This window comes from Alcaligenes faecalis (assembly GCF_002443155.1).
In the GTDB taxonomy this organism is placed as follows: domain Bacteria; phylum Pseudomonadota; class Gammaproteobacteria; order Burkholderiales; family Burkholderiaceae_B; genus Alcaligenes; species Alcaligenes faecalis.
On sequence record NZ_CP023667.1, the window covers coordinates 2267729 to 2289583 of the forward strand.

Genomic DNA, 21855 nt, shown 5'->3' on the forward strand with positions numbered 1-21855 from the left:
TTATGTTCAGACCCACTCGAATTTTGCAAGCAGTACTGATCGCGCTGAGCACTGCCGGCTGCGCAACAACCACTTCCCAGGCCCCTTCTTCGGACACCAAACCCAGCACTGGCGCGGGCTTCCAGGCTTCATCCAAAAAAACCGGAGCCATCACAATCAAGGCTTTGGCCGAACCGGCGTCCATTCAGGCCGGTGAATCCCGCTCTGGTCGGACACAATTTTTTAAATTAAACGGTGAATTAAACGATGACATTGCGAGCTACGCCCAGGAAGTGGCGACGGTGCGCAAAATCCCCCTGGATGTGGTCACCGATATTTTGCAGCAAGCTCAATATAACGAGACCGCCGCCAAGTTAATGCGCCCCACCAAAGGACGTATCAAGCGCAGCTGGGTAACGTACAAAAAGCGCAATGTAGACCCGGCGCGCATTCAAGGCGGCGTCCAGTTCTGGCAAAAACACCGTCTGGCGCTGGACCAGATATCCAAAGACTACGGCGTGCCACCCTCGATTATTGTGTCCATTCTGGGCGTGGAAACCGTGTACGGCAAAATCATGGGCGACTTCAAGGTGCTCGATGCCCTGTTCACGCTGGGCTTTGCCTATCCCGACGACAGCCGCCCCGAACGCGGTCAGCTGTTCCGCGATCAATTGGCTGACCTGATCGAGCTGCATTATCAAGGCGAGCTGGACGCACGTATTGTGCAGGGTTCGTTTGCGGGTGCCATGGGCATGTCCCAATTCATGCCGGGCAGCCTGATACGCTATGCCGTGGATGGCGATGGAGATGGTCGGATTGACCTGCGCAACAATCCCGCCGATGCCATGGCCTCGATTGCCAACTTCCTGCGCGCGCATGGGTGGGAACCCGGCTTGCCGGTTTTTGCCCCGGTCGAGCTAAGCAACGCGAATAAAGGCATGGTAGATGGCGGCATTTACCCCAAGCTGAGTTGGGCGCAATTGAACAATGCCGGTGCCACAGTGAAAGGCCAAAGCCAAAATGCAGGCTCTTGGCAGCAGGCTCAATTAGGGGTGGTGAACCTGGTGGACGAGCCACGCAATACCACCGAGTATCGCCTGGGCACGCCCAACTTCTTTGCTATCACCCATTACAACCGCAGTTATTTTTATGCCAGCTCGGTCGCCGACCTGGCGTCCGAACTGGCTAAACAAATGGGTTACGGCAACCCTAATTAATTAAAGATGCCGGTAGACAGATAACGGTCGCCACGGTCGCACACAATAAAAACGATCGTGGCGTTTTCTACGCGTTGAGCAACGCGCATGGCAGCCACCAAGGCACCGCCAGAGGAAATACCGGCACAGATCCCTTCTTCAGCGGCCATACGCCGCGTCATGATCTCGGCCTCTTGCTGGCCAATTTCCTCGAACATATCCACTTTGGATGGATCGTAAATCTTGGGCAGATACTCTTCTGGCCATTTACGAATACCGGCAATTTGCGCCCCTGGTGCAGGCTGAGCACCCACCACCACAATGCCGCTGTTTTGGCTGCGCAAGTAATTACCCACACCCATGATGGTGCCGGTCGTCCCCATGGCGCTGACAAAGTGAGTCACCTGGCCATCGGTTTGCTGCCAGATTTCCGGGCCAGTGCTGTGCACGTGAGCCGCTGGGTTGTCCTTGTTGGCAAACTGGTCCAGCACTTTGCCCTGCCCTTCGGCCTGCATCTTCAGCGCCAGATCACGGGCGTATTCCATGCCGCCTTGATCGGCAGGCGTCAGAATCAACTTCGCACCATACGCCGTCATGGACGCACGACGCTCCAGCGACAGGTTGTCGGGCATGATCAAAATCATTTTGTAGCCACGCACGGCCGCAATCATGGCCAGCGCAATACCGGTATTGCCGCTGGTGGCCTCGATCAAGGTGTCTCCCGGCTTGATATCACCGCGGCGCTCGGCCTCTTGAATCATGGAACTGGCAGCACGGTCTTTCACCGAACCGGCGGGGTTATTGCCTTCCAGCTTGGCCAACAGGACATTACCGCGCGCCTGCCCAAACTCGCCTGGAATACGCTGCAAGCGCACCAAGGGGGTTTGGCCAACGGTATCTTCAATGGTGGGATAGTTTTTCATCGATCAATCTCTTACCTTGAGCAAGAAGGCAGCCAGCTCGCACTGACTGCCCATGCAGACTAAACAAACCACTAGCTTAAAGCGAGTCTACGCCCAGAGCTACGGCTTTCTTCTTATATCCGCGTTGGCCGTGTTGGAAACCGCCTTGCCTGAGGCTTTGGCAGGCTCCACTTTCAGACCCGACTGCTCCATCGTAATGATCTTTTTCGCGCCTATGCCTTTGACCCGGTCTGCCAAATCCTGCAAAGAGTCAAAAGGACCACCCCGCTGGCGCTCCTCCAAAATCAGCTCGGCCGTCCGGGGACCTATACCTTTGATTTGCTGCAACTGTTGGACATCAGCCGTATTCAAGTCGACCGCAGCGGCCAAGCTCCAAGGCCCCAATAGACATAGAGCAAGCAGGAAGCGCAAAACGGAAGCACGCCAGCCTTGCATCGGGTGCTGCCAGCGATGAAAAACGGGGGACAAAATCAGGGAGGTAGACATGATAAAGGCTCCTTGGAAAGAAGCCTTTATGGTGCTGCATGGGTGAATGGAAAAGCGGTCCGGAGAGCGCGTTTAGCCATGCGTGGCAGCCCGCATGGACTTTAAGGGCCTGCTGCTTAGCGCAGAGCGCCCGACTGCAGCAGACGACGGACGTACTCGGCCACGCCGGTCTGCACATCGTGGAAAGGCTTATCGTAACCCGCAGCACGCAGCTGAGTCAGGTCCGCCTGGGTATGGCTTTGATAACGGCCCTTCAAATCATCCGGGAAAGGAATGTATTGCAGGAACTGTTGCGTCACCAACTCTTCCAATGCCAGGGCAGGCAGGCCATCGTGCTCACGCAAGGTGTTGACGACGGTCTGGGCTACATCATTGAAGGGCTGGGCACGGCCCGAACCGCAGTTGAACACGCCCGACTGCTTGTCCTGACCCAGGAAATGCAGATTCACCGACACGACATCATCAATAAAGACGAAGTCGCGCTGCTGGCCGCCGTCCACATAGCCATCCCAGGCACCAAACAAGAGCACATGACCGTCTCGGCGGTATTGCAGCATATTGTGATAAGCCACCGAGGCCATACGACCCTTGTGCTGTTCTTGTGGGCCATAGACGTTGAAGTAACGCAGGCCCACCACTGGTGCACGCAGGCTATCCAGATGGCGGCGCAGCACCTGGTCGAACAGAAACTTGGAATAGCCGTAGACGTTCAACGGTGCTTCGTTGCTGAGATCCTCGACATACAAGGGACCCGCACCGTAAACAGCGGCGGACGACGCATATAAGAGAGGGATGCGCTTGGCCTGGCAATACTCGAAAATTTCCAGCGTCACGCGGTAATTGTTATCCATCATGAACTGACCATTGCGCTCGGTGGTGTCCGAACATGCACCCTGGTGCAGCACAGCTTCAATATTGGAGAACTCGTCCCGCGCCAGACGAGCACGGAAATCGTCCTTGTCCATATAGTCGGCAATTTGGCCATGCACCAGATTGACGAACTTGTCGCCATCGCTAAGGTCATCCACCACCAGAATGTCGGTCACACCCTGCTGGTTCAGGCCTTTCACCAAATTGCTGCCTATAAAGCCAGCGCCACCGGTCACTACGATCATGCCAATTCCTTTGCCGTCACAATGGACGTACCCAATTTTCCGACCACGATACCACCCGCGCGATTCGCCCAGCGCATGGCCTGCAACCAGTCCAGACCAGCCGCCCGCATGACCGCCAGCGTTGCCAATACCGTGTCCCCGGCACCCGAGACATCGAATACCTCTTGTGCCTGGGCATCCACATGCTCACGCCCCTGCTCGGTGAACAAGGTCATGCCTTGCTCGGAACGGGTAATCAGCAAGCATTCCAAATTCAGCTTGCGACGCAAATCCTGAGCGCGTCGCATCAAATCATCTTCATCTTTCCAGGCGCCTACGGCTTCCTGCATTTCCGAACGATTCGGCGTCAGGATCGTGGCACCTTGATAGCGCTCGTACGTTTTACCTTTAGGATCGACCAGAACAGGGATGTTCCTGGAACGCGCCAAAGCGATCAAGCTTTCCACCTGCGCCAAAGCACCTTTTGCATAGTCCGACAAGACCAGCACCTGATGCTGATCCAGCAGGTCGCTCATGCTTTGCTGCAACTGGTCCAGAGCATTGCTGGCGGGGCTTTCTTCAAAATCCACACGCAGCAATTGTTGCTGGCGCCCCAGCACGCGCAGCTTTAGCGACGTAGGCATGGCCGGGTCCTGAACCCAATGAGCCTGAACATGATCCGCTTCAGCCAGTGCACGCACCGTCTTGCCCGCTTCGTCCTGCCCGATTACGCCCAACAGGCTGGCCTGGGCACCCAAGGCGGCAATATTGCGCGCCACGTTGGCGGCACCACCCAGACGATCTTCCACGCGCCCCATCTTGACCACGGGAACCGGCGCCTCAGGGGAGATACGATCCACATCGCCAAACCAGTAACGGTCCAGCATGACGTCGCCCACTACCAGCACACGGCTGGCCGCGACGGCTTCACCAGGAAAAGTCATCATTTCAGCTCCTCCAGACGGCGAGGGGCATAGGTTTCCCAGGAGTTGCAACCGGGACATTGCCAATAGAAATGGCGAGCCTCAAAGCCGCAAGAACTGCAGGAATAACGATCCAGACGCTGTGTGTGACGATGAATCAAGGAGCGCAGCAGGCTTAAATCCGCACCGGCAATAATTTGATCAACACCGACGGCCGCTGCACCTTCAGCGCCTTCCTTGTTCTGCCCTTGATCCTGGAGTTCGACTTCCAGCATCTTGTCCAGCCCCAATAAAGAGGGATGGGCACGCAAGGCATCACGCGCAAAGGCCCAGGCTTGCAAATGGCCCTGCTGTTCGCGCAACACACGGAACAGCACATTGAAAATATCCAGGCTGGGGTGCTTCTGATAATGGCTGCGCAACATGGCAACACCTTCGTCACCACGACCCAGCTTGCGGTAACTGTCCAGCAGCTCGGTCGCGTACAGGCCCACATATTCAGGGGCACTGCTCAGAATGGACACCAGGTAAGCACGCTCCTGCTCGCTCTGCCCTTGCATGCGGGCCACGCGGGCACGCAAGCCGGCAACCCGGGCCTGGGACGCATACATGCCCTGGCCAGTACCCAGTTTGCGAATGGCATTATCAGCCTCGTCCAAGGCTTTGGCGGCACGTTCGAAATCGGGCTGCTTGCCTTGCAAGGCCCCTTCGGCCTGCTCACACTGGTAATGCACCAATTGCGGCACAGGCTCATCGACCAGGGCACGCAGACGGCGCACCGCTTCAATGGCGCGCGGCCAATCGTGCTCGGACTCATAAATACGGATCAAGGCACGCATGGCCGGAATGGCAAAGCGCGTTTCACGCACTGCTTCAAAAGCAGCTTCAGCCCGATCCAGCATGCCGGCTTTCAAGAAATCCTGGGCAATCTGAAACTGGGCATTCTCACGATCGGCAACCGGCAGATCGGCGCGCGACAGCAGACTTTGATGCACACGGATGGCGCGCTCCATTTCACCACGGCGGCGAAACAGACTGCCCAGTGCAAAGTGCAGCTCGGTGGTTTCGGGGTCCAGCTTGGCCACTTCCACAAAAGCGTCAATGGCACGATCCGGCTCTTCATTGAGCAGGAAGTTCAAACCCTTGAAGTAGGAGTCCGGCAAAGTGCGAGTTTCGGACATCATCTGCCGAAAATCCACCCGTGCCGCAACCCAACCCAAGGCAAAAAGAATTGGTACAAAAACCAACCACCAGGTTTCAAAATCCACTGTTTACTCCAAGGGCTTACAAAGGTGCCAGGGGGGCGATGGTCTCGGGCGCAACGGCTGCCGTATTCACGGGCGATTGCTGCACTTGCTCCAGCCTGTCTTGCAGACGGTCCATTTCACGGCGCAAGCGGTTGACCTCGCGACGGCGACGCATGACCGCGCCCACCATCAAAAGCAGCCCCAACACCAAGCCTAAAATAAACGCGGCCAGCATCACGACGATCAGGGGAACGTCTTGAATAATATGCTCGGCAAAGAAGCTGACCTGCACGGGTTCCGTGTTTTTCAGTGCGAACAGCAGCACGATCACAAAAACGAGCAGACGCAGTACCCAGACTAGATAGCGCATTTTTAGGGCTCCAACAGTGTTTTTATAATGTCTGATTGTACGTGCAAGCGGAATTTAGCGCACACGCAAAACAGGCCCTGTAAAGGGCCTGTGTAATCAGTGTGCAAGTAGGTCTTAACCGTGACGGACTCTCGCATTGAGCTGCTCAAAGGCAGACGACTGGTCGTCTGCTTCGATTTGCTCTTGCTCAAGAAAGACAGAATCGACTCGCTCGCGCAATTCCTTGCCCGCTTTGAAGTGAGGCACCTGCTTGCCAGGCACCATCACTTTCTCACCGGATTTGGGATTGCGCCCTACCCGCGGCGAGCGGGTAGAGAGCGAAAAACTGCCAAACCCTCGGATTTCGATCCGTTGACCGCTGGCCAGGGCCTGGGTCATAGAATCCAAAACCGTTTTCACGGCGAAATCCATATCGCGCAGAGCCAGCTGCGGATAGCGGCTGGCCAACAACGCGATCAGCTCAGACTTTGTCACGCTGATTAACCGTCGTCACGTTGCTGCTGGTCCAGCTTGGCACGCAGCAGAGCACCCAGATTGGTCGTACCGGACGAAGCGCTGGCTTCGGTCAGGCGGGCCATGGATTGAGCGGTTTCGGCGGTATCACGAGCCTTGATGGACAACTGAATCGAACGGGTCTTGCGATCCACGCTCAAGATCATGGTTTCGATTTCCTGACCTTCTTTCAGAGCCGTCGTGGCATCTTCAACACGACCCGAGGAGATCTCGGAGGCGCGCAGGTAGCCTTCAACGTCCAGCGACAGAGTAACAACAGCACCCTTGGCTTCTACCGACTTGACGACGCCGCTAACTACAGCACCCTTGTCGTAGGTAGCTACGAAGTTGTTGAACGGATCGCCTTCCAGCTGTTTGATACCCAGGGAAATGCGCTCTTTGTCGGTGTCGATGCCCAGAACCACGGCGTCAACTTCGTCGCCCTTCTTGAAGTTGCGAACGGCTTCTTCGCCAGTCTCGGACCAGGACAGGTCGGACAGGTGAACCAGACCGTCGATGCCGCCTGGCAGACCAACAAACACGCCGAAGTCGGTGATGGACTTGATGCCACCGCGAACCTTGTCGCCGCGCTTGAAGTTGATGGCGAAATCTTCCCATGGGTTGGCACGGCACTGCTTCATGCCCAAGGAGATACGACGACGATCTTCGTCGATTTCCAGAACCATGACTTCGACTTCTTCACCCAAGGTCACAACCTTGCGTGGGTCAACGTTCTTGTTGGTCCAATCCATTTCGGATACGTGAACCAGACCTTCGATACCGTCTTCCACTTCAACAAATGCACCGTAGTCGGTCAGGTTGGTAACCTTGCCGAACAAACGGGTGTTTTGTGGGTAGCGACGTGCCAGACCGATCCATGGATCTTCGCCCAGCTGCTTGACGCCCAGGGAGACGCGGCTCTTTTCCTGATCGAACTTGAGGACCTTGGCTTCGATTTCCTGACCCACCTGCAGAACTTCGGATGGGTGACGAACACGGCGCCATGCCATGTCGGTGATGTGCAGCAGACCGTCGATGCCGCCCAGATCCACGAACGCACCGTAATCGGTGATATTCTTGACGATACCTTTGACGATAGCGCCTTCGGACAGGGTTTCCAGCAGTTTCTGACGCTCTTCGCCCATGGAGGCTTCCAGCACAGCGCGACGCGACAACACGACGTTGTTACGCTTGCGATCGAGCTTGATAACCTTGAATTCCAGGGTCTTGCCTTCGTATGGCGTGGTGTCCTTGACAGGACGCAGATCAACCAGCGAACCGGGCAAGAATGCACGGATGCCGTTGGTCATGACAGTCAGACCGCCCTTGACCTTACCAGTGATGGTACCGTTGACCAGTTCGCCGGACTCAAGCGCTTGCTCGAGGGACAACCAGGCCGACAGACGCTTGGCGCGGTCGCGGGACAGGATGGTGTCGCCGTAGCCGTTTTCAAAGGCGTCGATTGCCACGGAAACAAAGTCACCAGCTTGAACTTCCAGCTCGCCCTGATCGTTCAGGAACTCTTCCAGAGGGATCAGTGCTTCGGACTTCAGGCCAGCATTGACCAGAACGTAGTTGTGGTCAATACGCAGAACCTCGGCGGAGATAACTTCGCCGCTTTTCAGGTCTTGGTTTTTAATGCTTTCTGCAAACAAATCGGCAAAGCTTTCGCCGCCCGTTGCGTCTGTGTGAAGGTTAGTGGACATTAAATCAATCCGTTAGCCAAAATGGCCATAAAAAACACACCAGGCAGAACCCGGTGGAGTGAACAAAGCCCGATCAGCACGGGATTAGGCTGTCGGGACCGCAATACCCGACCAAAGGTCGAGCACCTTATTTACAACTTCCTGGATGCTGAGCTGGGAAGAATCCACAATGTGGGCACCCGGCGCAGGCACGAGCGGGGCATGAGTTCGAGAACGATCACGTTCATCGCGCGCACGCAAGTCCGCCAAAAGACTCGTAAGATTAGCAGAAATACCCTTTTCGCTCAACTGTTTACAGCGTCTTTGGGCTCGCACTTCGGCATCTGCCAGCAAAAATATCTTTAAAGGCGCGTCCGGGAACACAACTGTGCCCATATCGCGGCCATCGCCCACCAAACCGGGGGCAACGCGAAAATCCCGCTGACGTTGCAAAAGTGCCTCACGCACCAACGGCAAGGCCGCCACCTGAGAGGCCAGATTCCCCACCTCCTCCTGACGGATGGCATCTGTAACGTCATCACCGTCCATATAGATATGAGGGTAGTCAAAACGCACGTTCAGGTTCTGGGCTGCACGCTGGACCTGGGCCTCGTCTTGCACATCTACGCCAGCACGCAAGCAGGACAAGGCTGTCAGACGGTACAAGGCGCCGCTATCCAGCGTGTGCCAGCCCAGCCGCTGCGCAACCAGAGAGGCTATCGTTCCTTTACCGGAAGCCGTAGGACCATCAATGGTGATGACGGGAATGGTCTGCTCTGTCATACCTGCACCAATTGTTCAAAAACAGAAAAATACTCGGGGAAAGTCTTGCTGACGCAGGCAGGGTCCAGAATAGTGACCGGCACCGGGCCAAAGCTGGCCAGCGAAAAACACATGGCAATGCGGTGATCATCATACGTCTCGATACTGGCCGAACGCCATTGATCGGCCGCAACAGGATGCACGGTCAGCCAGTCCGGCCCGGACTCCACTTTCGCACCTAGTTTGCGCAGTTCGGCCTGCATGGCATCAATACGATCGGTTTCCTTGACGCGCCAGCTGGCGATATTGCGCAAGGTGCAAGGACCATCGGCAAACATGGCCATGGCAGCGGCTGTCATGGCCGCATCGGGTATGTGATTGAAGTCCAGATCAAAGGCCTTGAGCTTGTCGCCCTTGGCCACGGACAAGCCCGAGACGATCAACTCGTTGGCATGACGTTCGATCTGCGCGCCCATGGCCTCGGCCACATCCGCAAACTGAATATCACCCTGCAGGCTTTCTGTGCCTGCGCCCTGAATGCGCAGGGGCCCACCGCCTATCGCTCCCAAAGCGATGAAGTAAGAGGCAGACGAGGCATCCCCCTCCACCACATACAAACCGGGGCTGACATAGGCCGCATCAGCGGGCACGGTAAAGCTGCTCCAGCCATCACGCTCCACCTGCACGCCGAAACGCGCCATCATGGCCAGCGTAATTTCAATATAGGGCTTGGAGATCAACTCCCCCTCCACCTCAATACGCAAAGGCTGTCCCGTACGGGCGGTCAACAACGGCGCGGCCATCAGCAAGGCTGTCAGGAACTGGCTGGATACCGAGCCTTTCACCGACACGCAACGCTGATCTGCCTGGGCCAATTCACCGATCGCCAAAGGAGGATAGCCCTCTGTGCCCAGATAGTGCACCTCAGCACCCAGGGTGCGCAGCGCATCGACCAGATCCCCGATAGGACGCTCGTGCATGCGAGCAATACCACCAAGATTGAAACGGCCGCCCATCAAACCCAAGGCAGCCGTCAAGGAGCGAAAAGCCGTACCGGCATTACCCAAAAACAGGTCGGCATCGCGATGCGCAAAAGGAGCCCCACCGTCGATTACTACTGTGCCCTGCCCCAGATCCTGTACTGCCACGCCCATTTGCTGCAGCGCAGCCATCATGACGCGGGTGTCATCCGAATGGAGCAAGCCTTCCAGGCGCGTTTGCCCTTGAGCCAAAGCGGCCAACAACAGGGCCCGATTGGAAATGCTCTTGGACCCCGGCAATTGCAGCTGTCCACTGGCGCGGCTGACGGGGTTCAAAACAAGACTGTCGCTCTGACTCATTGCAAACCACTCCTACTTGCCCAAAAACGGCGTGCCAAGGCAGCACGCTCTAAAAATTCGTATAAAGCCTGGCCATCCTGGTCCTGCAAAGCCTGTTCGGCCTGATCCAGGGCCTGACGTACTTCCTGCAACTGGCCCAGGACAGCCTCGCGGTTGCTCAGGAAAATATCGCGCCACACTTCAGCTGATCCGGCCGCAATACGGGTGAAATCCCGAAAACCTGTCCCCGCCAAGGCAAAACGCTGATCCGAGTTGGCGCTGGAGGCGACCTGCCACATGAAAACCGAGGATAAAAAATGCGGCACATGGCTGACTGATGCCAGCACTTCATCGTGTGTAGCCGGGTCCATCAACATGACCCGCGCCCCGCAAGCTTCCCACACGGCGATCAAACGCTCGCGTGCGCTGGCACTGTTTTCTTCCAGGGGGGTCAAAATGACGTTACGGCCGTCGTACAGATCAGCACGCGCCGCTTCAGGACCTACGGTTTCCGCACCGGCGATGGGGTGGCCGGGAACAAACTGGCCAATACGATCACCCAGTGCCTCACGTGCCACACTGACCACATCGACTTTGGTGCTACCTGCGTCACTGATCAGGGTATGGTCGCGCAGATGAGGACGCAGGGTTTTCAATGCCGAAGCCATTGCACCAATAGGTGTGGCCAGCACAATCAGGTCCGCTTGCTGCGCGGCTTGTTCCAGCGTGACGACCTCGTCGATCAAGCCCAGTTCCTGGGCGCGCCGCAAGCTTTTCAGCTGCCGGCCTACGCCCAGTACTTTTCCTACTGCCCCGAAGCGCTTGAGCGCCAGGGCCAAAGAGCCGCCAATCAAACCGACTCCGACGACCGCCAGCACCGGAACCAAGGGCGGCGGCGCCATAGTTTCTGATGACGCTATCATGATTAATTCCGTTCCCTTTCAGGCCGTCCATGCTGCGCGTATTGCGTGAAATAGCACGAGCAAAACCGGGATATTGATGCAGACTTTGCCTGATTGTTGCGTTAACTCAGGCAAAAGGCCTTGAGGGGGAAAAGCGCAACCTTCCCCACCCAGGCCTTTCTTGTTTCTGATGCTTAAAAGTCGTTTACGGGGTAAGAACCCAGAATCTTGAAAAAGGCGACTTGTTTCTTCAATTCAGCCAAGGCTGCAGCCATGGCGGGCTCATCACGATGGCCGATCAGGTCTACGTAGAAATAATATTCCCACTGCCCTGTTCGCGCAGGACGCGACTCCAGACGCGTCATGGACACACCATGAACCGCCAAAGGAGACAGCATGTCATAGACAGCGCCAGCCCGGTTGGGCACAGCCAGAATGATGCTGGTCTTGTCATTGCCGCTAGGCAGGGACTCGATATTGCCGATAGCCAGAAAACGAGTGCGGTTGTGCGGATCGTCCTGAATACCGGCTTCTACCACGCCCAGATTCCAGGCGGTAACAGCGGTATTACCGGCAATCGCCGCCACAGTGGGATCGGAGGCTGCAATGCGAGCGGCTTCCGCATTGCTGGAAGCGGCTTCACGCAAAAGCTGGGGGTAGTGCTTTTGCAGCCAGTTCTGGCACTGCGCCAAGGCCTGCGGATGAGCCATCACACGGGTGACGCCTTCCATGGTGCCGGTTTGGGTCAGCAGATTATGGTGCACACGAATCGAGCGCTCACCCAGCACACGCAAGGGTGAGTTCAGCAAAAGATCCAGCGTGCGGTTCACGGCGCCTTCTGTCGAGTTCTCAACAGGCACCATGCCCACCTCGGCCTGACCCACTTCGACGCTGCGGAAAACCTCGTCAAAGGAATCGCATTGCAGACCATCCAAAGCATGGCCGAAATGCTCATAAGCAGCTTGCTCGGAAAAAGAGCCTTGTGGGCCCAGATACGCCACGCGCAATACGCTTTCCAGGCCGCGGCAAGCAGAAATAATCTGCCCCCACACAGCTTCTACTGCTGCCGGAGTAAAGGGTCCAATATTTTCAGACTGAAGGCGGCGCACAATACGTGCCTCGCGCTCGGGCTTGAGGATGACTTCCTCTGTATTGAAGTCCTGCTTGATCTTGCCCACTTCCAAAGCCGCCCGAGCACGCTCGTTGAGCAACTCCAGGATCTGGCGATCCAGCTCATCAATACGATTGCGCCAAGGGAGCAGGCGCTCAGTTAAGGTATTAGCCATTCCGTCGTTCAAATTCAGTCATGAAATCGATAAGTGCCTGCACACCCTCCAGCGGCATGGCGTTATAGATAGAAGCGCGCATACCGCCCACGCTCTTGTGCCCTTTCAGGGAGGTCAAACCCGCTGCCGTGGCCTGTTCCAGGAACAAGGCATCCAGCGACTGATCTCGCAACAGGAACGGTACGTTCATGCGCGAACGGTACGCCGGATGCACGGTGTTCGTATAGAACTCGGACGCATCCAGGAAACCGTATAAAGCTTCGGACTTGGCCGCGTTGCGTGCCTGCATGGCAGCCACACCACCCTGGCGCTCCAGCCACTTGAACATCAGACCAGCCATGTAGATCGAGTAGGTCGGCGGCGTGTTGAACATGGACTGCTGTTTTTCGATGTTGGCGTAGTTGAACGCCGACGGGCACAGGTCCATGGCATGGCCCAGCAAGTCCTTGCGTATCATCATCAAGGCGATGCCGGACATGCCGGCATTTTTCTGGGCACCGGCGTAAGCAACCGACACGCGCGAGAAATCAATCGGGCAGGACAGGATGTTGGACGACACGTCGACAACGACGGGCACATCCAGCTTCGGGATATCGTTGAACTCCACGCCACCAATGGTCTCATTGGTGCAGACGTGCAAGTAAGCCGCATCCGGGCGCACGTCCCATTGGGAAGGCTCGGGAAACCAGGTCCAGGGCGCCCACTCTTTGCCCTGATCCTGCCAAGCCTGGCCGCTGGTACCGGCAACACGAATGTCGCCGTAGCGCTGAGCCTCTTCGCAGGACTTGACCGACCAGCTGCCCGAAAGCACGTAGTCCGCCTTGCCGCTGCCGTTGCGCTGGATCAGGTTCAAGGGCAACAGGCCGTTCTGGCCTTGTGCCCCACCCTGAACAAACAGCACCGCGAAGTCATCGGGCACGGACAGCAAGGCGCGCAAATCGGCTTCCGCCTCGTCACGCACACCCATGTAGTCCTTGCTACGGTGGCTCATTTCCATGATGGACATGCCTGTGCCGTGCCAGTCGGTCATTTCAGCAGCGGCTTGTTCCAGCACTTCCAACGGCAGCATCGACGGGCCTGCCGAAAAATTCCATACACGCATTACTCGTTTTCCTCGCCGGAAGGGTCCGCCTGATCTTGGGCGGAATCAGTTTGATTGTCCTGCTCAAGACCTTCTGGCGCTTGACCGTCTTCAGCCAGCTCGGCATCGACCTCATCATCGGTCTCTACCACGCGGTACACACCAGACAGCTCGCTGTCGTCATCCACACTGATCAAGGTAACGCCTTGTGTGGCACGACCCATTTCGCGGATTTCAGCCACACGGGTGCGGACCAGCACACCCGCATTGGTAATCAGCATGATTTCGTCGGTTTCACGGACCAGCACGGCACCCACCACCTTGCCGTTACGGGCCGAGGTCTGGATGGCAATCATGCCCTTGGTGCCACGACCGTGACGGGTGTATTCGCCAATCGGAGTGCGCTTGCCAAAACCGTTCTCGGTTGCGGTCAGCACCGATTGCGTTTCGTCTTCGGCCACCAGCAGGGCGATCACGGACTGACCCTCTTCCAGCGTCATGCCGCGCACGCCACGGGCAGCGCGGCCCATTGGACGCACATCACCCTCATCAAAGCGCACGGCCTTGCCGGCGTCAGAGAACAACATGACGTCATGGACACCATCGGTCAGTTGAGCACCGATCAGGTAGTCGCCCTCGTCCAGGCCCACAGCAATAATGCCGGCCTTACGGGGGTTGGAGAAGTCGGACAGCGGGGTCTTCTTGACCGTGCCACGCGAGGTCGCCATGAACACGAACTGATCTTCGCTGAATTCCTTGACGGACAGCACCACGTTGATCTTCTCGCCATCTTCCAGAGGGAACATATTGACGATAGGACGGCCACGCGAGTTGCGCGAACCTTGTGGCACTTCCCAGACCTTGAGCCAGTACACACGGCCACGGTTGGAGAAGCACAGCAGGTAATCGTGCGTGTTGGCGATGAACAGCTTGTCGATCCAGTCGTCCTCTTTCATGGCGGTGGCCTGCTTGCCACGGCCACCACGACGCTGGGCCCGGTATTCGGACAGCGGCTGGCTCTTGATGTAGCCGGTATGCGAGAGCGTCACCACCATATCCATAGGGGTGATCAAGTCTTCGGTATCCAGCTCGGTGGCGTTGTGCTCGATTTGCGAGCGACGAACGTCCTTGCCAGTCGCCGAGAACTCGTCGCGCACGGCGATCAGTTCGTCACCAATAATGGCAGACACACGAGCCGGGTTGGACAGGATGTCCAGCAAGTCAGCAATCTTGTCCATGACCTCGCGGTACTCCTGAACAATCTTGTCCTGCTCCAGGCCAGTCAGGCGTTGCAAGCGCATGTTCAGGATTTCCTGAGCCTGCACTTCGCTCAGACGGTACAGACCATCTGTGTTCATGCCAAATTCGGTACCCAGATCATCAGGACGGTAAGCCTGACGGCCACCCACAATGGCGCTGGTGTCAGCACGGGCCAACATCTCGCGTACCAGACCGGAATCCCAGGAACGAGCCATCAGCTCGACACGGGCAACGGGTGGCGTAGGAGCGGCTTTGATGATTTCGATGAACTCATCAATATTGGCCAGGGCCACAGCCAGACCTTCCAGCACATGACCGCGCTCGCGCGCTTTACGCAACTGGAATACGGTGCGGCGTGTCACCACTTCACGGCGGTGGCTCAGGAAGTAATCCACCAGCTGCTTCAGGTTGAGCAGACGGGGCTGGCCATCGACCAGTGCCACCATGTTCATCCCGAAGGTTTCTTGCAGCTGCGTATTCTTGTAGAGGTTGTTCAGCACAACTTCCGGCACTTCGCCGCGCTTCAGTTCAATGACCAGACGCATGCCATCCTTGTCGGACTCGTCGCGAATATCGGAGATACCCTCGATGCGCTTTTCGTTGACCAGCTCGGCAATACGTTCCTGCAGCGACTTCTTGTTGACCTGATAAGGGATGGCGTCGACCACGATGGCCTGACGGTTGCCCTTTTCCATGTCTTCAAAGTGCGTGCTGGCACGCATGATGACGCGGCCACGACCCGTGCGATAGCCTTCGCGCACACCGGACATGCCATAAATAATGGCGCCAGTCGGGAAGTCGGGGGCCGGGATGTATTCGATCAGTTCATCAACCGTGCACTCGGGGTGGCTCAGGCAGTACAGACAGCCATTGACCACTTCAGCCAGGTTATGCGGCGGAATATTGGTGGCCATACCCACGGCAATACCCGAGCTGCCGTTAACCAGCAGGTTGGGCAGACGCGAAGGCAACAAGGCCGGTTCTTTTTCGCTGCCATCATAGTTAGGCACGAAATCCACGGTTTCCTGGTCGATATCGGCCAGCAGTTCGTGGGCGATCTTGGCCAGACGGATTTCGGTGTAACGCATGGCCGCGGCGTTATCCCCGTCGATGGAACCAAAGTTACCTTGTCCGTCGACCAGGGTGTAGCGCATGGAAAAGTCCTGCGCCAGACGCACGATAGTGTCATAGACGGCAGAGTCACCATGAGGGTGGTACTTACCGATCACATCACCGACGATACGAGCCGACTTCTTATAGGCACGATTCCAGTCGTTATTGAGTTCATGCATGGCGAACAGAACACGGCGATGCACGGGCTTCAAACCATCTCGCACGTCGGGAAGAGCACGGCCCACAATCACGCTCATGGCGTAATCGAGGTAGCTGCGGCGCATCTCCTCTTCAAGCGAAACGGGAAGCGTCTCCTTGGCAAAGGAATCCATAGGTCAATTCTTTATAGATATGGGTTAAGCAGTAAGCCAGCCGTAAACGGACAAGAGGAAATTCTAGCACTTTCACATAGAGGGACGCAGCGTAGCGCGGCGACAAGGCGAGCGATAGGTGATTGAAACAGTCGATTCACCAAAAATCCTTCATCCACTAATCGTATCGATCATGGATCAGAGCCGTAGCCCCACCCTCATCCTGTTGCCTAAAACCAACAATAACGGGAAAGAACAAGGCTAATTCCACGCATCTTCGCGAATCGTTCCTTGTCCCCCTCACGCATGCGGCCGAAATGTCTTAAGATTCGACCTAACACGCATGAAACCCAGCGCAAGCAAGTCTTTGTTCCGTTCAAAGGATTGCTATACTGGTTCCGTTAATCAGCGGCAGGGGTTCGCTGCGGTCACTTAACAGCATCAGCTCAACGAGGAGAAATATGAACAAACCCTCCAAAATCGCACTTGTACTCGCCATTGCCGCCGCATCGGCCACTAGTGCAGTTTCCGCACAAGAGTCCGGCGAAGTTAACAACTGGCGCAATCCGTTCGGCGACGTTTGGAAAAACGGCACCAACGAACTGTGCTGGCGCAACAACTTCTGGACACCTGCTACAGGTATTCCAGGTTGTGACGGTGTGCCCGTTGCCCAAGCCCCCGAAGCTCCTGTCGTCGCTCCTACCGTCACTAAAGTGACCCTGAACGCTGACACTTTCTTCGACTTCGACAAATCCACCATCAAGCCAGAAGGCCGCCAGGTTCTGGATCAAGTGGCTGACACTGTTCAGTCCATCGATCTGGAAACTCTGATTGCTACCGGTCACACTGACTCGATCGGCGCTGAAGCTTACAACCAGAAGCTGTCCGAGCGTCGCGCCAATGCTGTTAAAGCATACCTGGTCAACAAAGGCGTACCTGCTGACCGTATCTACACCGAAGGCAAGGGCGAAGCTCAGCCCGTGGCGTCCAACAAGACCCGCGAAGGCCGTGCTCAAAACCGTCGCGTAGAAATCGAAATCGTGGGCAACCGCAAGTAATTCTTGCTGCATCACGTATTTCTGTAGCTAAGGCTACAATTAAGGCTCCGCTTTTGCGGGGCCTTAATTTTTTTGGATGAGCCATGACCGCTTCCACCGTCACTAACGTCAATGTCGATCCCGCAGAGATCGATAAATTCAGTGCACTGGCATCCCGCTGGTGGGACCCAGACAGCGAATTCAAACCGCTGCACGCCATCAACCCCTTGCGTCTGGACTGGATTCTGTCCTACACCGGCTCCCTGGCGGGCAAGCAGGTTCTGGACGTGGGGTGTGGTGGCGGAATTCTGTCAGAAAGCCTGGCTCAGTCCGGCGCTGACGTCACCGGCATTGATCTGGCCGAGCGCTCCTTGAAGATTGCCCGTCTGCACAGCCTGGAGTCGGGTGTGCCGGTCAAATATGAAATGATCAGCGCCGAAGACATGGCCGATCAGCACCCCGGGCGTTTTGATGTGGTCACCTGCATGGAAATGCTGGAACACGTCCCTGATCCGGGCTCCATCATTGCGGCTTGCGCCAAGCTGGTCAAACCCGGTGGCTGGGTCTTTTTCTCGACCCTGAACCGCAATCCCAAATCCTTTTTATTCGCCATCGTGGGCGCCGAGTATCTCTTGCGACTGATCCCCAAGGGCACCCACAGTTACGAAGGCTTCATCAAGCCCAGCGAGCTGATTTCCTCGGCCCGTCGCAGCGGTCTGGATGCCCTCGCCCTGAAAGGTCTGGAATACAACCCGATTACCGAGCACTATCGCCTGTCCGGCGACACCTCCGTCAACTACCTGCTGGCCAGTCGTCGCCAAAGCTAAGTCCTCATGAATAAACTGGTTCTATTCGATTTTGACGGCACCCTGGCCGACTCTGCCCCGGATCTGGCTGCTACGGCCAATCGGATGCGCAAGGAACATGGCCTGTCTGAACTGCCTTACGAAGCGCTGCGGCCCTATGCCTCGCACGGCGCTCGTGGTCTGCTCAAGGTAGCGCTGGATATCAATACCGATCATCCTGACTACGCGCAGTTGCGAGCGCAGTTCCTGCAGGACTATCACGATCACATGACGGAGTTGACCCATTTGTTTGAAGGCGTGGCTCACATGCTCACGCAATTGGAGCAGGCGGGCTACACCTGGGGCATTGTCACCAACAAGCTGGAATACCTGGCCCTGCCACTGATTCGTCACCTGGGCCTGGCAGAGACGTGTGCCGTCACGGTAGGCGGCGACACGACCCAGCACACCAAGCCGCATCCCGAGCCCCTGTTGTACGCGGCTAAAAAAGCCGGTTTTACGCCGGCAGACTGCCTGTATGTAGGCGACGATTTGCGTGATATTCAGGCTGGTCAGGCGGCCGGCATGGCGACCATGGTTGCCGCCTACGGCTATTGCGCTGGCGACGAAAGCATCGGCACCTGGCAGGCTGATCTGACCGTGCACCACGCCAACGATATTTGGGAAGGCGTAAAGCGCTGGGCAAATGGCCAACTGCCCCGCCCCACTCCGCTGGCCTGTTGAGCAGGCTCAGGGCAGCAGCTCCGACAGGCGCTGCTGCATCCACACAGCCACAGGTGCTAAGGATTGCCCCTGTCGCCACAACATCTGCACCGGCAAAGGCGGCAAGGCCAGTTCCTTGCAATGCAGCTGCGCTAATTTATTGCGCAGGTTTTCATACTCCGCAATATTCAAGGGCAGAATCGCCCAGCCCAAGCCATCAGCCACCATATCGGCAATCACATAAAAGCTGTCCGAGCGCCACACACTGGGGCTGACCACCGTCTGTTCCACCCCTTCAATATGAATCAGCAGCTGTCTATGCGCTGTCAGTTCCTTACGACTGACCTGCTGTTGACTGGCCAGCTGGTGCGTACGCGCAACACAAATCGCTTGTGGTACGGCTCCGATATAGCTTTGCGCAAAAGAACTGGCATCGGCCCCACGATCAAACTGAATGGCTACATCCGAGCGCCCCTCGGCAAGGTAATCCATGACCTCGGATGCCGTCCCGTTCCAGATCGTCAACTCCAGCGCAGGCCAACGTACAGCCAGCTCTTTCAGCAATAAGCGCAGGGGCTCCTGCGGCAAAGCCTCATCCAGACCAATTTCCAGGCGGGCCGACTGTCCCTGTGACAAATCCAGAGCGCGACGATTCAAACCGTCTGCCTGACGCAACAAGGCCTTGGCCTCAAGCAACATGATTTCACCTGGCACCGTCAGACTCAAGGTTCGTCTTGAGCGATCAAACAGCTCCAGATTCAAATCCGCTTCCAGCAGAGAAATCGAGGTGCTGACCGCGGACTGGACCTTGCCCAGCTCTTTGGCCGCTTGGGTCATGGAGCCGGTTTCAGCCACGGCTACAAAGTGTCGAATACGTTCTAAAGTCCAATCCATTTATCTATTTTATAGATGCTAATCAACTTTTTCTGTTGATAATATTGATAGATCATAATGGCTTTCCTACCCTTCTGGTTCCCTATGTTGCACAGCTCGATTACCCATCAAGCCCAAACTGCTCCCCTGTCTCCAAGCCGTCGCTGGTTGATCCTGGCGATTGTGTCGGCAGCCCTTTTGCTGATTGTGGTGGACATGACGGTGCTCTACACCGCCCTGCCCCGCTTGACGCATGACCTGCAGGCTTCGGCCTCGGACAAGCTCTGGATCGTCAACAGCTATGCCCTGGTCGTCTCCGGACTGCTCCTGGGCATGGGCACCCTGGGCGACCGCCTGGGTCACAAACGCCTGTTTCTGTCTGGCCTGGCTACCTTTGGGCTGGCCTCGATTGCGGCAGCCTACTCCCCCAACCCAACGGCCTTGATTGCCGCACGTGCGTTTCTCGGGGTGGCCGCCGCCATGATGATGCCAGCCACCTTGTCGCTGATACGCATCACCTTTCACGATGAACGCGAGCGTGCGGTAGCTTTTGGTGTCTGGTCGTCGATTGCGTCAGGCGGAGCCGCTTTCGGTCCGGTCCTGGGCGGCTTCTTGCTGGAGCACTTCTGGTGGGGGTCGGTCTTTCTGATCAACGTCCCTATTGTCTTGATCGCCTTGCCCTTGGGCTGGCTGCTGGTTCCCCGCTCTACACCGGACACCTCCCGCCCCTGGGACATCAAAGGCTCTTTGCTGATCATGGTGGGTCTGGTGGCCAGCACCTTGGCAATCAAGGAGATGGGCAAGCTGCACATCAACTGGAGCTTGACCGCTATCGCCCTTCTGACAGGCATTGCCTTTCTAAGCTGGTTTGTCCGTCAACAAAATCGCAGCCCATTTCCTTTACTGGACTTTTCCCTGTTCAAGGACTCCACCCTGAGCACGGCCGTGCTGGCTGCACTGACGGCCTCAGCGGCCCTGATTGGCATGGAGCTGGTCTTTAGCCAACGCTTGCAACTGGTGCTGGGTTTCTCGCCCCTGGAAGCCGGTATGGCAATTTTGCCTTTGCCTCTGGCCGCTTTTGTAGCAGGTCCTCTGGCCGGTCGTTTGCTGGTCGTCATAGGCAGCAAGTACCTCTTGATGGGCGCGCTGAGCCTGGCTGGAGCGGGCATGGCCACGTATCTGTTGTGGCATAACAGCGCACAGTTTCTGCAAGTGATCAGCCTGGTCATGCTTGGACTGGGTGTAGGGGCAGCCATGACCGCCGCCTCCAGCACCATCATGCAAAGCGTACCGCCTTCACGAGCCGGGATGGTGGCCTCAGTCGAGGAAATGTCTTATGAGCTGGGTGGAGCACTGGGCGTGACCATTATGGGGAGCCTGCTGTCCTTCGTGTACAGCGCCAGCCTGATTCTGCCGCAGAACTTGAGTGGCCGAGTCCAGGCCTACGACAGTCTGGATCAAGCCTTGTTGATGGCAGAGACCATGCCGCAGGATCTGGCCCTGACCTTGAGTGAATTGGCCCGCGATTCTTTTGACAAAGGCTATGTCGCCGTATTGGCCAGTTGTACGGTCTTGCTGCTGCTGGCAGCCTTGGCTGTCTGGTACTTCCAGCGTAACAAGCCCAGCCAAACCAGTTATTCCCACTAATCTTTTTGCAACAGCGCCAACTTGTCGGTCTGAGCAGCCCAGTGCTCATGATCCGGCAAGGGCGCTTTTTGTTGAGTGATGCGCTTCCAGGCCGGGTTCTCGCTCAAGGTCCGATTCAGCTCCACGTAGATCTGCTGATCGGGTGTCACATCCTGATCACTGACAATCGCCCCCACCGGACACTCCGCCACACAGATAGAGCAGTCAATACATTCGTCAGGATGAATGACCAGGAAATTCGGGCCTTCAAAAAAGCAATCCATAGGACACACCGTCACGCAATCGGTGTACTTGCACTGGATACAGGCTTCCGTCACTACATAGGTCATGACACGGCTACTTCAACAAATAAAGACGGGGC

Annotated in this window: 21 protein-coding genes; 5 read left to right on the plus strand and 16 right to left on the minus strand. The window is 56.8% G+C overall.

The annotated features are described in order from the left end of the window. Nucleotides 1-2 precede the first annotated feature (2 nt). The gene (gene mltB, locus CPY64_RS10670) at nt 3-1196 is read left to right on the plus strand and encodes a lytic murein transglycosylase B (protein ID WP_042481698.1); all 1194 of its coding nucleotides are present in this window, start codon (nt 3-5) and stop codon (nt 1194-1196) included. Here the strand turns inward: mltB and cysM are convergent. The 14 genes from cysM to gyrA form a co-directional block, all read right to left on the minus strand. Continuing rightward, entirely contained in the window at nt 1193-2098 is a 906-nt protein-coding gene (gene cysM, locus CPY64_RS10675; RefSeq protein WP_042481700.1) for a cysteine synthase CysM, read from the minus strand. The genes mltB and cysM overlap by 4 nt on opposite strands. 99 nt (nt 2099-2197) lie before the next feature. Beyond that, on the minus strand, nt 2198-2584 hold the full coding sequence (locus CPY64_RS10680; RefSeq protein WP_042481703.1) for a ComEA family DNA-binding protein: 387 nt from the start codon (nt 2582-2584) through the stop codon (nt 2198-2200). A gap of 116 nt (nt 2585-2700) precedes the next feature. Next, a complete protein-coding gene (rfaD, locus tag CPY64_RS10685; RefSeq protein WP_042481707.1) occupies nt 2701-3699 on the minus strand; it encodes an ADP-glyceromanno-heptose 6-epimerase in 999 nt (332 codons plus the stop codon). Beyond that, nucleotides 3696-4625: a D-glycero-beta-D-manno-heptose-7-phosphate kinase gene (gene rfaE1 / locus CPY64_RS10690; RefSeq protein ID WP_052362884.1), complete on the minus strand. Its 930-nt coding sequence runs from the start codon at nt 4623-4625 to the stop codon at nt 3696-3698. Before rfaE1 ends, rfaD begins: the two co-directional genes overlap by 4 nt. Next, nucleotides 4622-5869: a lipopolysaccharide assembly protein LapB gene (gene lapB, locus CPY64_RS10695; protein WP_042481710.1), complete on the minus strand. Its 1248-nt coding sequence runs from the start codon at nt 5867-5869 to the stop codon at nt 4622-4624. The genes rfaE1 and lapB overlap by 4 nt, the downstream gene beginning before the upstream one ends. 16 nt (nt 5870-5885) lie before the next feature. Further along, nucleotides 5886-6218, minus strand: coding sequence for a lipopolysaccharide assembly protein LapA domain-containing protein (locus tag CPY64_RS10700; protein ID WP_042481713.1), 333 nt, complete (start codon nt 6216-6218; stop codon nt 5886-5888). Between the two features lie 114 nt (nt 6219-6332). Next, nucleotides 6333-6692 (minus strand): integration host factor subunit beta, encoded by a 360-nt coding sequence (locus tag CPY64_RS10705; protein WP_026482971.1) that lies wholly within the window; start codon nt 6690-6692, stop codon nt 6333-6335. A 5-nt stretch (nt 6693-6697) separates the two neighbouring features. Continuing rightward, complete coding sequence (gene rpsA, locus CPY64_RS10710) at nt 6698-8416, minus strand: 30S ribosomal protein S1 (RefSeq protein WP_022983279.1); 1719 nt, start codon at nt 8414-8416, stop codon at nt 6698-6700. Between the two features lie 84 nt (nt 8417-8500). Further along, the gene (gene cmk / locus CPY64_RS10715) at nt 8501-9178 is read right to left on the minus strand and encodes a (d)CMP kinase (RefSeq protein ID WP_042481723.1); all 678 of its coding nucleotides are present in this window, start codon (nt 9176-9178) and stop codon (nt 8501-8503) included. Then, entirely contained in the window at nt 9175-10497 is a 1323-nt protein-coding gene (aroA, locus tag CPY64_RS10720; RefSeq protein WP_042481726.1) for a 3-phosphoshikimate 1-carboxyvinyltransferase, read from the minus strand. The genes cmk and aroA overlap by 4 nt, the downstream gene beginning before the upstream one ends. After that, the gene (locus tag CPY64_RS10725) at nt 10494-11378 is read right to left on the minus strand and encodes a prephenate dehydrogenase (protein ID WP_042481730.1); all 885 of its coding nucleotides are present in this window, start codon (nt 11376-11378) and stop codon (nt 10494-10496) included. The genes aroA and CPY64_RS10725 overlap by 4 nt, the downstream gene beginning before the upstream one ends. Before the next feature lie 194 nt (nt 11379-11572). Further along, nucleotides 11573-12664, minus strand: a complete 1092-nt coding sequence (gene pheA / locus CPY64_RS10730) for a prephenate dehydratase (protein ID WP_042481733.1) — start codon at nt 12662-12664, stop codon at nt 11573-11575. After that, nucleotides 12657-13766, minus strand: coding sequence for a 3-phosphoserine/phosphohydroxythreonine transaminase (gene serC / locus CPY64_RS10735; protein ID WP_042481735.1), 1110 nt, complete (start codon nt 13764-13766; stop codon nt 12657-12659). The genes pheA and serC overlap by 8 nt, the downstream gene beginning before the upstream one ends. Continuing rightward, entirely contained in the window at nt 13766-16450 is a 2685-nt protein-coding gene (gyrA, locus tag CPY64_RS10740; RefSeq protein ID WP_042481738.1) for a DNA gyrase subunit A, read from the minus strand. Before gyrA ends, serC begins: the two co-directional genes overlap by 1 nt. A gap of 440 nt (nt 16451-16890) precedes the next feature. Here gyrA and ompA point away from each other — a divergent pair, with 440 nt between their 5' ends. From ompA to gph, 3 genes are all read left to right on the plus strand, one after another. Continuing rightward, on the plus strand, nt 16891-17487 hold the full coding sequence (gene ompA / locus CPY64_RS10745; protein ID WP_009464175.1) for an outer membrane protein OmpA: 597 nt from the start codon (nt 16891-16893) through the stop codon (nt 17485-17487). A gap of 83 nt (nt 17488-17570) precedes the next feature. After that, nucleotides 17571-18293, plus strand: coding sequence for a bifunctional 2-polyprenyl-6-hydroxyphenol methylase/3-demethylubiquinol 3-O-methyltransferase UbiG (gene ubiG / locus CPY64_RS10750; RefSeq protein ID WP_009464176.1), 723 nt, complete (start codon nt 17571-17573; stop codon nt 18291-18293). A gap of 6 nt (nt 18294-18299) precedes the next feature. Beyond that, nucleotides 18300-18995, plus strand: coding sequence for a phosphoglycolate phosphatase (gene gph, locus CPY64_RS10755; protein ID WP_042481747.1), 696 nt, complete (start codon nt 18300-18302; stop codon nt 18993-18995). Nucleotides 18996-19001: 6 nt separating this feature from the next. Here the strand turns inward: gph and CPY64_RS10760 are convergent, their stop codons facing one another. Next, nucleotides 19002-19868, minus strand: a complete 867-nt coding sequence (locus CPY64_RS10760; protein ID WP_042481750.1) for a LysR family transcriptional regulator — start codon at nt 19866-19868, stop codon at nt 19002-19004. Between the two features lie 84 nt (nt 19869-19952). On the opposite strand from CPY64_RS10760, the gene CPY64_RS10765 reads away from it, so the two are divergent. Then, nucleotides 19953-21494 (plus strand): MFS transporter, encoded by a 1542-nt coding sequence (locus CPY64_RS10765; protein WP_042481753.1) that lies wholly within the window; start codon nt 19953-19955, stop codon nt 21492-21494. Here CPY64_RS10765 and fdxA read toward each other — a convergent pair. Further along, the gene (gene fdxA, locus CPY64_RS10770; RefSeq protein ID WP_042481756.1) at nt 21491-21823 is read right to left on the minus strand and encodes a ferredoxin FdxA; all 333 of its coding nucleotides are present in this window, start codon (nt 21821-21823) and stop codon (nt 21491-21493) included. The two genes, CPY64_RS10765 and fdxA, sit on opposite strands and share 4 nt — an antisense overlap. Nucleotides 21824-21855: the final 32 nt, after the last annotated feature.

What these genes read in the sequence shown, in the direction of transcription:
- serC (WP_042481735.1), bottom strand. Translation starts at nt 13,766, where the DNA reads ATGCGTGTATGGAATTTTTCGGCAGGCCCGTCGATGCTGCCGTTGGAA.
- CPY64_RS10700 (WP_042481713.1), bottom strand. Translation starts at nt 6,218, where the DNA reads ATGCGCTATCTAGTCTGGGTACTGCGTCTGCTCGTTTTTGTGATCGTG.
- fdxA (WP_042481756.1), bottom strand. Translation starts at nt 21,823, where the DNA reads ATGACCTATGTAGTGACGGAAGCCTGTATCCAGTGCAAGTACACCGAT.
- aroA (WP_042481726.1), bottom strand. Translation starts at nt 10,497, where the DNA reads ATGAGTCAGAGCGACAGTCTTGTTTTGAACCCCGTCAGCCGCGCCAGT.
- ubiG (WP_009464176.1), top strand. Translation starts at nt 17,571, where the DNA reads ATGACCGCTTCCACCGTCACTAACGTCAATGTCGATCCCGCAGAGATC.
- mltB (WP_042481698.1), top strand. Translation starts at nt 3, where the DNA reads ATGTTCAGACCCACTCGAATTTTGCAAGCAGTACTGATCGCGCTGAGC.
- rpsA (WP_022983279.1), bottom strand. Translation starts at nt 8,416, where the DNA reads ATGTCCACTAACCTTCACACAGACGCAACGGGCGGCGAAAGCTTTGCC.
- cysM (WP_042481700.1), bottom strand. Translation starts at nt 2,098, where the DNA reads ATGAAAAACTATCCCACCATTGAAGATACCGTTGGCCAAACCCCCTTG.
- CPY64_RS10725 (WP_042481730.1), bottom strand. Translation starts at nt 11,378, where the DNA reads ATGGCGCCGCCGCCCTTGGTTCCGGTGCTGGCGGTCGTCGGAGTCGGT.
- rfaD (WP_042481707.1), bottom strand. Translation starts at nt 3,699, where the DNA reads ATGATCGTAGTGACCGGTGGCGCTGGCTTTATAGGCAGCAATTTGGTG.
- pheA (WP_042481733.1), bottom strand. Translation starts at nt 12,664, where the DNA reads ATGGCTAATACCTTAACTGAGCGCCTGCTCCCTTGGCGCAATCGTATT.
- CPY64_RS10760 (WP_042481750.1), bottom strand. Translation starts at nt 19,868, where the DNA reads ATGGATTGGACTTTAGAACGTATTCGACACTTTGTAGCCGTGGCTGAA.
- CPY64_RS10680 (WP_042481703.1), bottom strand. Translation starts at nt 2,584, where the DNA reads ATGTCTACCTCCCTGATTTTGTCCCCCGTTTTTCATCGCTGGCAGCAC.
- CPY64_RS10765 (WP_042481753.1), top strand. Translation starts at nt 19,953, where the DNA reads ATGTTGCACAGCTCGATTACCCATCAAGCCCAAACTGCTCCCCTGTCT.
- cmk (WP_042481723.1), bottom strand. Translation starts at nt 9,178, where the DNA reads ATGACAGAGCAGACCATTCCCGTCATCACCATTGATGGTCCTACGGCT.
- gyrA (WP_042481738.1), bottom strand. Translation starts at nt 16,450, where the DNA reads ATGGATTCCTTTGCCAAGGAGACGCTTCCCGTTTCGCTTGAAGAGGAG.
- gph (WP_042481747.1), top strand. Translation starts at nt 18,300, where the DNA reads ATGAATAAACTGGTTCTATTCGATTTTGACGGCACCCTGGCCGACTCT.
- rfaE1 (WP_052362884.1), bottom strand. Translation starts at nt 4,625, where the DNA reads ATGATGACTTTTCCTGGTGAAGCCGTCGCGGCCAGCCGTGTGCTGGTA.
- ompA (WP_009464175.1), top strand. Translation starts at nt 16,891, where the DNA reads ATGAACAAACCCTCCAAAATCGCACTTGTACTCGCCATTGCCGCCGCA.